Raw genomic sequence first — 11,224 nt, 5'->3', positions numbered from 1 at the left:
GTCGAATAATTCCAAGTAATGCCACGTCGATCACTCCAATCTCCCACTCACTTTGGTAAGTAGGATTGTGTTCTAAACGTGGGTCAGTTTTGGATGCAAATTATGCGGCTAAGTGGGTCAGTTTTCGATGCAAATCAACATTAGCGATGTTTGGTAGCGATTAGCGCAATGACCCAACAGTTCGAACGACAAATTGTGCCCAACGATCTGAGTCTCAAAGTCATTTCTCGGCATTAGCAGATAAGAGGCAAAAATATTGGCTTCTGATTCGATATGTCTAGAATCATTGCTGTCGTAATCCATCATCTGTGCTTGGCCGCACTCGAATGCGTCGCGCTGTTTCCGATGCAATAAATAGTGTCCGAGCTCGTGTGCGATTGTGAAATTTATGCGACCCGGTACGCTCACGTTTTCGTCATAAGAAATACACCAGTCATTGTTTCTCCGGCGTTTCGATAACATGCCATCTATCCCTGTAATTCCATGTGGAAGAATGCACCCTACCGGGTCCGCAAATTTTTGCCTCGTAACCTCCAGTGCTATCTCTTTCACTCTGACAGGAAAGCCTTGGCCACTTACAAGCCAAAGTTTGGCAAGTTGAATGCCCCAAGCGATCGGTGTCGTTGGATCACTCATCGTCAATGGCTTTTAGGAATTTCTCTAGCTGTGCGCGCTTTGTTGAATCCAGCTGGGATACACGACGGAAAAAAACAAGGTCAGCATCTGTGTTTGTCGGCTCTCGTTTCTCGTCATCGAGAAGGAACTCAACCGTTACCCCAAAAACCTCTGCGATTCGTGCTATTTTTTCGGCAGACGGCCTCACTACAGGACGGTTTTCTAATTCCCAGATGTAACTCTTACTTGATCCCGTCTTCTCTGCAAGTTGATCCAGCGTCAACTTAAGAAGTTTTCTTTGGGCCTTTATCTTTTCACCAATAACAGTTGCCACTAAGTTCTCCATATTTAATAAGTTCAGAGTAAGCGTATATTTTGTGCTTGACAAGTGAATTCTAAAAGTCGATACTAAAAATACGCCTACACCGAACTTTTCGTTTTGGCGCTTTCATAAAGGGCTTTAAAATGGCAACAATCAAATGCACGGCTAGACGGATGGCAGGCGGTCCAAGTCACGAGCACATTAGTCATCTTTGGTGGGACTCGGTGGAAGATTCTGGCAAAGTAATACAAAGCGGTTATTCCACGCGAGAGCAAATGGTTGCTTATATCGAGAAGAACGGGACTACGTCTGTCTGGTGTCCTGATCGGAATCCCCAAATTAAGGGGGCTTGGGTTCATGCCCAGAATAATGGTCGTATCAAGTACGTTCAGACTGTTGCCGATAATCGAAAGTCAGACAACTTGCTCTCCTTGCCGGAGAGGTGAGATCGTATTGATTGGTTTAATGCAACGACGCCTACAGGCGTCGTTTTTCTTGAAACGGTTGGCGGGAGGTCTAGCCGTTTCAAGTTCAGACTTAGCTGAATAAAATTCAGAGTTAAATGAAAATCGACAACAATGTCAAAAAAGTTGCTTTTAAAGCTATTTACAAGAAAATATTCAGAAGGCGCTTGCACAAAGCACTGTTTTTTTATACAGTACGGTTTCTGCAAGCAAAAAGCGCTTGCAAGCCATTTTGTTTCAATACCCAACCGTCGAAAGAATCCTCATGGACGATAAAAAAACAGCACCGAGCTCAGACAAAAGCAAGGCACTTGCCGCTGCCTTGGCGCAAATCGAAAAGCAATTCGGTAAAGGCTCGGTCATGCGCATGGAAGACGGCGCAGTCGTCGAAGAGGTGCAAGTAGTCTCCACCGGCTCGCTCGGTCTGGACATCGCGCTCGGCGTCGGGGGTTTGCCACGCGGCCGTGTCGTAGAAATCTACGGTCCTGAATCGTCGGGTAAAACCACATTGACGCTGCAAACAATTGCAGAGATGCAGAAAATCGGCGGCACCTGCGCATTCATCGATGCGGAACATGCACTGGATGTGACTTACGCACAAAAACTCGGTATCAATCTGTCAGAGTTGCTGATCTCGCAACCAGATACCGGCGAACAAGCTTTGGAAATCTGCGATGCACTGGTTCGTTCCGGCGCCGTTGATTTGATCGTTATCGATTCGGTTGCTGCATTGACGCCACGTGCTGAAATCGAAGGCGATATGGGCGACTCATTGCCAGGTTTGCAAGCACGTTTGATGTCGCAAGCACTGCGCAAACTGACCGGCAGTATTAACCGTACGAACACACTGGTGATTTTCATTAACCAGATTCGTATGAAGATCGGCGTGATGTTCGGTAATCCAGAAACCACTACCGGTGGTAACGCACTGAAATTCTACGCATCTGTGCGCTTGGATATCCGTCGTACCGGTTCGATCAAATCTGGTGACGAGGTAATCGGTAACGAAACCAAAGTCAAAGTCGTTAAAAATAAAATTGCTCCACCATTCCGCGAAGCGCATTTCGATATTCTTTATGGCGAAGGCACATCCCGCGAAGGTGAAATTCTGGACTTGGGTTCAGATGCCAAGATCGTCGAAAAATCCGGCGCTTGGTACAGCTACAACGGCGAACGCATAGGCCAAGGTAAAGACAATGCACGTAACTATTTGAAAGAACGTCCAGAACTGGCGCGTGAAATCGAAAACAAAGTGCGTGTTTCCCTTGGTGTACCTGAACTAGGTGCAATCAAATCGGATGAGCCGGTATCGAAAAAGGCTGCCAAGGAAAGCAAGGAAGCAAAAGAACTGAAAGAAGTCGAATAAGCAGATTGCTTAAACGATAGCATTTGATATTCGCTACTTTAGCGGCATGAAAACAAGCGCCCGCGCGGAAAGACTCATATGGCAAAACTGCAAGTGAGTCTGAAAGCCCGGGCGCTTCGTTATTTGTCGGCACGCGAACATAGTCGTCAGGAATTGGCGCGCAAGTTGAGACGTTATGCGCAAGAAGGCGACGATATAGAAGCCTTGCTGGATACGCTGACCGAAGCTAACTTCATGTCGGAAACGCGGTTCTCTGAATCATTGGTCAATCGACGCGCTGCGCGTTTTGGCAACAGCCGGATTTTGTCCGAACTGAAAAGCCACAATATTGATGCGGACTCACTGACTGAAATCAAAGCGGGCCTGGTGCAAGATGAATTTGCCAGGGCGCGCGAAGTCTGGCTGCGAAAGTTCGGCACCGTAGCGATAGATGCAAATGGACGTGCGAAGCAGATGCGTTTCTTGTTGCAGCGAGGATTTTCTCATCGTGCGATACAAGCAGCGATGCGAGCTAGAGACGAAAATGAAGACGACGAGTAGGGTGAGCACTCTTCGTTGGTTTGATAAGTTACGAATAAATGCAGTAGCAAAAAAACTTGGGGCCTATGCACAAACTAATGTGCATAGGCCCCAATTCATGAATAACTCATGAATTTGAATCGTGGTTTATTTGTGAGCTAAGCCGGATTAGTGATCCATCAGTGCTTTGACGTGTATCGCAGTGGCAGAAGCCAAACCTTCCAGACTGTAACCGCCTTCAAGGATAGAAACCACGCGGCCTTCGCAGGTTTCACCAGCAATTTTAGTCAGCTCGCGCGTGACCCAATCGAAGTCATCGTCTTGCAAATTCAAACCGGCCAGTGGGTCCAGATGATGCGCATCGAAGCCGGCAGAAATAATCAACAGCTCAGGGTTGAATTCGCGAATTGCCGGCAACATTTTTGCCGCAATTTGTTCACGGAACATCGCAGAATCACAACCGCGTGGCAACGGCACGTTGACAATATTGTGCGACACGCCGGTTTCTGCTTCCGAGCCAGTACCTGGATAAAAATGCGATTGATGACTGGATGCATAAAACAATTCAGGCCGGTCGTAGAACGCCGCTTGCGTGCCATTACCATGATGAACGTCGAAATCGACAACGGCGACACGTTCCAATTTATGCACATCGTATGCATAAGCCGCTGCAATCGCTGCCTGGTTGTAAATGCAAAAGCCCATCGCCTTGTTTGGTTCTGCATGATGGCCGCAAGGACGAGTCGCGCAGAAAACATTGTGTGCTTCTCTGTCCATTACTGCATCAACGCCAGCGCAAGCCGCACCGACGCAACGCATCACAGCTTCCAGCGAGCCTGGCGACATGACTGTATCGCCGCCGTCAAGCGGCATAGTGCCGCGATGCGGCGATGCATCTTCTACGTCTGCAACGAAATCTTCGGTATGAATCATCAGCACTTGCTCGCGCGTGCCCATAGGCGCTTCACGCCATTCGGCTGCATCGAATTCTGGCGTGCGCAATGCGCGTAAAACCGCTTTCAAACGTTCTGGTGATTCTGGATGACCTGCGCCTGGTTTGTGTTCCAGGCAAGCGTCGTGGGTATAAATCAGTGTTGTCATAATAATTATCGATGCCGAAAACAATCCGACATCTGCTCCATTTCTAAAAGGCGGTTGGAGGGGCGCAACGTGGGCGGCCCGGCAGGTAGTCTCATCATTATAAATGCCGACTGCTGTAGTTGGCGAAGCTTGAGATTTAATTCCAAAACGAGCCCAACACAGCGAGCAAGCTATGCATCAATGAGAATTTATTAAGGGATGAATATTCCTGTCTACTTCGAATAATGGCCGTTCAATAATGTGTGAATCAAGATTCAAGCCGCTAGCTTACTTTTGAAGCTATTCCCATTTTCGTGAAAATCGCACTTTCAGAGGAGAAAATCCTTGTTAGTCCTTATCAAACGTACAGTTTCCATAGCGAAAGCAGATATCATCTGATATCAAGAAGAAAATGCTTTAGTTACTTCGTGGTTGTCATTCCAGTTTCTATAAAAATTATTTCTATATTCAACGTCGCCTATATGGCTGTTAACCTTAACCGTCTATGACGCCTACGCTCGTTCTTCAGTTCGCTTTCAAAACCGATACGGGATTGGTGCGTTCGCATAATGAAGACGCGATCGAAATTAACGCCGATTATAAAATTGCAGTGTTGGCTGACGGCATGGGCGGTTACAACGCAGGTGAAGTAGCGAGTGGGATTGCGACCAATGTATTTGCGGCAACGCTTGAGCAGCGTTTACAACAGCAACAAGAAAAGCGACGACCGCCTAGCAACAAGTTCTTGCAAGGTTTGATGAGCGAGTCAGTGTCTTTGGCCAACGCACAGATTCTGGAAGCCGCACGTCTACAACCGCAATTCAGCGGAATGGGCACGACACTCGTTGCTGCTTTATTGAATCACGACCGTATCGTATTGGCGCATATTGGCGATTCGCGTGCGTATCGATTCCGGCGCGGAGTATTGCAGCAACTTACGCATGATCACTCGCAGTTGCAGGAGCAGATCGATGCAGGTTTGGTCAGTCCAGAATGGGCGCGTTTTGCCCCGAATAAAAATCTGATTACGCGGGCGCTCGGCGTTGCATCAAAAATCGATGTAGATACCAATGTCTATCCGCTTGAAACGGATGATATCTACTTGCTCTGTTCTGATGGCTTGTCTGACATGTTGTCCAACGAACAGATGATCACCCTGATCAAAAACAATTATTCCGATCTTGATTTATTATGCGTAGCCTTGATTGAGGCTGCGAATAACAATGGCGGGCGCGACAATATTTCCGTCATCTTGATAAAAGTGCAATCAAGTCCAGTATTAAAAAAAGGTTTGCTCGATCCCCTAGCAGGCTGGTTCAGATAACTCTTTCTTTATGCTGACATTCAAGGTGGCACACATCTTGATACATCCTCTGCGTTAGCTCACTTTGTTTCTCTTTATGTGTCGCCGCACGAGCCGGTAAAGCCGAAACGCCTGCGCGTATATCCAATAATATTTGACGTAAAAAGGAAGTAGAAGAAAGAAATGGCCACGATTATTTTGGCAAAAGATGGCATCCCGCTGCAAGAGCTCACGCTTCTCAAAACACGCATCACCATCGGACGTAGAACCTATAACGATATCGTCATCGACGCCCCTGGCATCAGTGCAGAACATGCGGTAATCATTACCACGGATACCGAATCCTATTTCGAAGATCTAGGCAGCACGAACGGCAGCCGTATGAATGGCCAGCCGGTGAAAAAACACGTGCTGCAGGGTCGCGATGTGATTGAACTGGCGACGCATACGATTCAATACTGCGCGAATGAAAGCGTTTATGAGGTAGTAGCTGGCCCAGTATTTAGCAGCGGGGTTAGTACCAATAGCGTAATTCAAGATTCAAACCAGCAACCCAATGATTCAACACAAGTTGATTCGGCTTTTGATGCAAGTGCTTCTTCACCTGCAATCATCAAGATATTAAGCGGTGCTGGCAAAGATAAAGAAATCCCATTGAACAAAGCTCTGACGACAATCGGTCGACCGGGTGTGCAAGTCGCAGTGCTAACAAGTGCGCCCGACGGCTATAGCATTACGCATGTAGAAGGTTATGTTCATCCACGCGTCAATGGGGTTGTTATAGGTTTGAAGACGCAAGCATTAAAGAGTGGGGACGTAATCGGTTTGTCCGGAACTGAAATGATGTTCTTATGCTAACCCGCGAAAGTTGAGCGATTGCTTTCTGATTTTTTTGAACAACAAAATCTGTATAGCTCCGCCAAAAATTTCCGCTGAATGTGACAAAAATTGGCGCCCAACAACCAAAATTGTTACTTTCTATTTGTTTTCTCCCGAAAACATTCCTGATTTATACCGTTTTAAGCTGGCATACGGATTGCTCAATGGTAATCGTGGCAGAAATCTGCCCTCTACCCCAAACAGGAGAAACAAATGAAATCGATGAAAATGATTAAGAAAGCGCAAGCCGGTTTTACACTGATCGAATTGATGATCGTTGTGGCGATTATCGGTATTTTGGCTGCGGTAGCGATTCCTCAATATAAGAATTACACATTGAGATCGAAATTTGCAGAAGTTACGTCTGTAGCTGCGTCATATCAAACTGCAGTGGCTTTATGCGCACAAGAACTCAATTCACTTACTGGCTGTGATTTGGGATCAAATGGTATTCCAGGTACGCAAGCCACTCCTCATGTTGCTTCGGTTGCTGTTGCCAGTGGAGTGATTACTGTAACCCCTACTGCGACGACAAATGCATTGTCTACTTTAAAGCTAACACCAGATATTTCAGGACAAGCTGCTGTTACTTGGAGCAATACGGGTAGCGGCTGTTTGACCGCGCAAGGTAGTGGTGCGACTGCAGTCCCACCTCTGTGCAAATAGCATAGCCTTTTAGATTTTTGTAAAAGCACTCCTTACGGAGTGCTTTTTTACGTCAATTAAAAATGCAATTTTTCATGTCCATTCTAATAGTTGTAAACAGGTCTTTTAGAAAAATAGGCCAATCGGTTTATTTCCCCATGCTATTTCTTGGTGTTTTTATAGCCGCAGTTTATGGAAAATTTTTATGGAATCCGGTTGTTTTCGATGACATATATTTTTTTGATGGTTCTGTTCACAAAGAGTATTTAGAAAAAGTCTTTAGTTTTGATCTTCGCTGGTTACCTTATGCAACCTTTGAGTGGACACGTGAATTGTTGGGTTTAGATTTGATCTGGTTTCATCTAGGGAATAACCTGTTGCACATCGCAAATACGATTCTGTTATTTGTGTTTTTACGTAAATTGTTTGAAACGGTCATTCCAGATAGCGATGTTCTGACCAATGCGTCAACTTCTACGATCAATATTCTTTCATCAAAGTGGACGGCTTTTTTTTCTGCATTAATCTTTGCAATGCATCCTGCCGCTGTGTATGCGGTGACGTATTTATCCCAGCGCTCGACCTTGATGGCAACGTGTTTTGTGCTCATCATGCTCAATACCTTGTTGCTTGGTCTGGTTCGCCGTAGTGGTTGGTATTTCTTTGCATCTTCTGTGGCATATTTGTTCGCAGTGCTTTCAAAAGAGCACGCGATTATGGCGCCTGCCGTCGCATTGGCTTTGCTTTTCTTGATCAAGAAACCTAGTCGACAACTTCTGCGAGAAGTTCTGCCAACTTTTGTGCTATATGGATTGATTGCATTATTTGTTGTTTATCAATACAAGTCTAGAAGCATACTAGGTCAAGCCTACGAAATTAGCGGAAATAGCATGTTGTCTCGTTTGGCTCAGATTCATCCAGAATTTAATCCCGAATCGGCTTATCCCTTATCCATATTGACCCAGTCCTTTCTGTTCTTTAAATATTTGCTTCTCTGGATATTGCCAAGTCCCGCGTGGATGTCTGTGGATATGAAAGAAGGATTTGCAACGACATTCTTGTCATGGCCTCAAACAGTTGGTTTGTTCGCGTTCATTTTGTATCCCGTCGTCGCTGTTTATTTACTGATAAAAGGGCACGCGAAGGGTTTGCTAGGATTTGCCATGTTGTTTCCATGGCTACTGTTTGCGACAGAATTTTCGGCCGTACGAATTCAAGAATCGTTTGTTCTGTATCGCAGTTATTTATGGATGATAGGTATATTCGCAGCAGCGCCGTTTTTGTTGCAAAAACTTTCTGCCAAGCGCGCGGTGTGGGTAATGACTGCGATCGCGATTCTGATGATTCCATTGACGTGGGAGCGGTTAACTACTTTTACGCACCCATTGTTGCTTTGGGATGATGCAGCACGACTAATCGAAAATAAAGATGCGATACCTGGAGCGGAGCGGATTTACCATAACCGCGGTTTGAATTTTGCAAGATTGAAAATGTACCCGCAGGCGCTAAAAGATTACGACAAGGCTTTGTTGATCTATCCAGAGTATCCTTATGCATACAATGATCGCGGTGCGCTGTATTTTGCGACAGGCGAATACAAAAAAGCATTGATAGATTTCACAAAAGCTGCGGAATTAGATAATCAGTATGCCAAACCGTATCTAGGCCTAGCAAAAACCTATGAGGCAATTGGTGAACTGGATGCTGCACGTTTGAATTATAAAAAACTATGCGCGTTTGGGGTGGCTTATGGCTGTAAAAATAGCGGCTCGTAGCTTAGAGTCTAAATTGGAAAACTAAGGGGGAATAAACCAAGATGGGGCTTACGCGCTCCAATCCCCCGACTTTCCACCATGCTTTTCCAGCACTTTAATATCCATCATCGTCATCCCTCTATCCACCGCCTTGCACATATCGTAAATCGTCAATAACCCGATCTGCACGGCGGTCAGTGCTTCCATTTCCACGCCGGTTTTACCAAAAGTTTCTACCTGCGCGGTGCAGCCTATGCTGGACTGTGTGCGGTCCACAGAAAAATCAACCGTGACGCGTGTCAATGCAAGTGGATGACACAGCGGAATCAAATCACTAGTGCGCTTTGCACCCATGATGGCGGCGATGCGGGCTATGCCTAGTACATCGCCTTTTTTAGCGGTGCCTGATTCTATGATCGCGAGTGTTTCCGGTTTCATGCGGATAATGCCGCTGGCTATTGCGATGCGGTGGGTTTCATTCTTGCTGCCGACATCGACCATGTGCGCTTGGCCGGTGGCGTCGAAATGGGTCAGGCCATCGTTGGCGGCGGAAGTTTGGTCGTTGTCTTTTTGTGATGTCATGATGGCAGGAAAGCGTTTGCGGCTGGAAGAGTGGAACGATAGTGTTGAGCGGGTATCATAGCATCGTGAAACTGAAATCCATTTTGCAAACTACTAATTTTATGCCGCGACTTCCTTTGCGATCTGCCGCATTGGCTGCCATGCTGCTCGCTTGTGCTCTGCCGCCCGCGATCGCGCCTTCGTCTGCCATCGCGCAGACCCTACCCAGCCTTGGTGATACTGAACGGGAAGAATTGTCGCCGTTGATGGAGCGCAAGCTGGGTGAACAGATCATGAAGGAGATTCGACGTAATCGTGATTATCTCGATGATGAGCCGTTGCAAGAATATTTAGAAAATCTGGGTAATAGCCTGCTCGCAGTGCGGCCAGAAGCGCGTGGCGAAACGCAGTATGATTTTTTCTTCTTCGCGGTGCGCGATCCGATGCTGAATGCGTTTGCATTACCGGGTGGGTTTATCGGTGTGCATTCGGCGCTGGTGTTGGCAGCGCAAAATGAGTCTGAACTTGCTTCAGTGATGGCGCATGAAATTGGCCACGTCGCACAACGTCATATTGCCCGCATGTTGGGTAAGCAGAAGCAGGACATGTTGATTCCGCTGGCTGCGATGGTGTTGGGTGCATTGGCATTAAGCTCTAGCCCGGATGCTGGTATGGCGATGATGATGGGCGGGCAGGGTTTGGCAATGCAACGTCAACTTAACTTCAGTCGTGATGCGGAACGTGAGGCGGATCGCGTAGGTTTGCAGATAATGCGTGAAGCTGGTTTTGAAACGTCCGGCATGATCAATTTTTTTGGCCGCTTGCAGCAAGCCAGTCGCAACTACACCGATAATGCGCCGCCGTATTTACGCTCACATCCGATGACGACGGAGCGGATTGCCGATATCGAGGCAAGGACGCGTGATCAAGGTTATCGGCAGCATGCGGATAGCCTGGATTTCCCCTTGATTCAAGCGCGCGTAAAGGTTTTGCAAGATTCATCGCCGCAAGGGTTGATTGAAGCAGCAGCCTCTTTTGAGCGGCAACTACAGCAAAAAACACGCACTTCGATCATTGCAGGGAAATATGGTTTGGCTTTTGTCGCGCTCAAGCAAGGGCAAACAAAAAAAGCACAGAGCATGCAGGATGACGCGCAGGCCGCCTGGAAAAATGGTTCGCCTAAAGCAAAGAATGCGGTACTGAGTAGCCTCGCTATTGATATTAACTTGGCTGCGAATCAAGCGAAGGAGGCATTGGATGAGGCCGAGCTTGCGCGCAGCGAATTTCCTTTGTCACGCGGGATTGCGCATCAATATGCAGACGCACTTTATGCTGCCGGACGATATGAAGATGCGGTGACATTTTTGCGCGACCAGGTGCAGCTGTATCGAAGCGAACCTAAGCTTTACGATAGGTTGGCCAAAACCTATGCTGCATTAAACAAGCAAGCGCAGCAGCATTTGGCATTGGCAGAATCGTATGCATTAAAAGGTAGTTTACCTGCTGCTATTCAGCAGTTATCAATTGCGCGTAAAGCCCCGGATGCATCGTTTTACGATCAGTCGATTATCGATGCGCGTGAACGCGAAATGAAGGCGCAGCGTATGGAAGAGATTCGCTTGGAAAAAGAGGGCTGATTGATAGCTTGCTTGTGCTTGTGATGCCGGTGAAGGCGACAACAGGAACAGTTCTCAGAATATTGAATTGCTAATTTGC

At 46.9% G+C, this 11,224-nt stretch carries 12 protein-coding genes; 8 read left to right on the top strand and 4 right to left on the bottom strand.

The genetic code is table 11. The features are described from left to right. Positions 1 to 117 precede the first annotated feature (117 nt). Together Q7T66_RS16180 and Q7T66_RS16175 are read right to left on the bottom strand one after the other, a co-directional pair. Positions 118 to 636: an ImmA/IrrE family metallo-endopeptidase gene (locus Q7T66_RS16180; protein WP_304934132.1), complete on the bottom strand. Its 519-nt coding sequence runs from the start codon at positions 634 to 636 to the stop codon at positions 118 to 120. Next, on the bottom strand, positions 629 to 949 hold the full coding sequence (locus Q7T66_RS16175; RefSeq protein ID WP_304934131.1) for a helix-turn-helix domain-containing protein: 321 nt from the start codon (positions 947 to 949) through the stop codon (positions 629 to 631). The genes Q7T66_RS16180 and Q7T66_RS16175 overlap by 8 nt, the downstream gene beginning before the upstream one ends. A gap of 131 nt (positions 950 to 1,080) precedes the next feature. Between Q7T66_RS16175 and Q7T66_RS16170 the strand changes: the two genes are divergently transcribed. From Q7T66_RS16170 to recX, 3 genes are all read left to right on the top strand, one after another. Then, positions 1,081 to 1,383 (top strand): DUF3892 domain-containing protein, encoded by a 303-nt coding sequence (locus tag Q7T66_RS16170; RefSeq protein WP_370691658.1) that lies wholly within the window; start codon positions 1,081 to 1,083, stop codon positions 1,381 to 1,383. 283 nt (positions 1,384 to 1,666) lie between these two features. Next, positions 1,667 to 2,767, top strand: coding sequence for a recombinase RecA (gene recA / locus Q7T66_RS16165; protein ID WP_304934130.1), 1,101 nt, complete (start codon positions 1,667 to 1,669; stop codon positions 2,765 to 2,767). 78 nt (positions 2,768 to 2,845) lie between these two features. Then, positions 2,846 to 3,307, top strand: a complete 462-nt coding sequence (gene recX, locus Q7T66_RS16160) for a recombination regulator RecX (protein WP_304934129.1) — start codon at positions 2,846 to 2,848, stop codon at positions 3,305 to 3,307. A gap of 147 nt (positions 3,308 to 3,454) precedes the next feature. Here recX and Q7T66_RS16155 read toward each other — a convergent pair whose 3' ends face one another. Continuing rightward, the gene (locus Q7T66_RS16155; protein ID WP_370691657.1) at positions 3,455 to 4,387 is read right to left on the bottom strand and encodes a histone deacetylase family protein; all 933 of its coding nucleotides are present in this window, start codon (positions 4,385 to 4,387) and stop codon (positions 3,455 to 3,457) included. A gap of 484 nt (positions 4,388 to 4,871) precedes the next feature. Here Q7T66_RS16155 and Q7T66_RS16150 point away from each other — a divergent pair, with 484 nt between their 5' ends. From Q7T66_RS16150 to Q7T66_RS16135, 4 genes are all read left to right on the top strand, one after another. Then, positions 4,872 to 5,690 (top strand): Stp1/IreP family PP2C-type Ser/Thr phosphatase, encoded by an 819-nt coding sequence (locus Q7T66_RS16150; RefSeq protein WP_304934128.1) that lies wholly within the window; start codon positions 4,872 to 4,874, stop codon positions 5,688 to 5,690. Between the two features lie 162 nt (positions 5,691 to 5,852). Then, positions 5,853 to 6,527, top strand: a complete 675-nt coding sequence (locus tag Q7T66_RS16145; RefSeq protein WP_304934127.1) for an FHA domain-containing protein — start codon at positions 5,853 to 5,855, stop codon at positions 6,525 to 6,527. 234 nt (positions 6,528 to 6,761) lie between these two features. Continuing rightward, positions 6,762 to 7,214: a prepilin-type N-terminal cleavage/methylation domain-containing protein gene (locus Q7T66_RS16140; RefSeq protein WP_304934126.1), complete on the top strand. Its 453-nt coding sequence runs from the start codon at positions 6,762 to 6,764 to the stop codon at positions 7,212 to 7,214. 74 nt (positions 7,215 to 7,288) lie between these two features. Further along, positions 7,289 to 8,968, top strand: coding sequence for a tetratricopeptide repeat protein (locus Q7T66_RS16135; protein ID WP_304934125.1), 1,680 nt, complete (start codon positions 7,289 to 7,291; stop codon positions 8,966 to 8,968). A 48-nt stretch (positions 8,969 to 9,016) separates the two neighbouring features. Here the strand turns inward: Q7T66_RS16135 and moaC are convergent, their stop codons facing one another. Beyond that, complete coding sequence (moaC, locus tag Q7T66_RS16130; RefSeq protein ID WP_304934124.1) at positions 9,017 to 9,529, bottom strand: cyclic pyranopterin monophosphate synthase MoaC; 513 nt, start codon at positions 9,527 to 9,529, stop codon at positions 9,017 to 9,019. A gap of 101 nt (positions 9,530 to 9,630) precedes the next feature. Here moaC and Q7T66_RS16125 point away from each other — a divergent pair, with 101 nt between their 5' ends. Beyond that, positions 9,631 to 11,145 (top strand): M48 family metalloprotease, encoded by a 1,515-nt coding sequence (locus tag Q7T66_RS16125; protein ID WP_304934123.1) that lies wholly within the window; start codon positions 9,631 to 9,633, stop codon positions 11,143 to 11,145. Positions 11,146 to 11,224: the final 79 nt, after the last annotated feature.

It is taken from the genome of Herminiimonas sp. (assembly GCF_030655415.1).
This window is presented reverse-complemented; position numbering and strand designations above follow the sequence as displayed.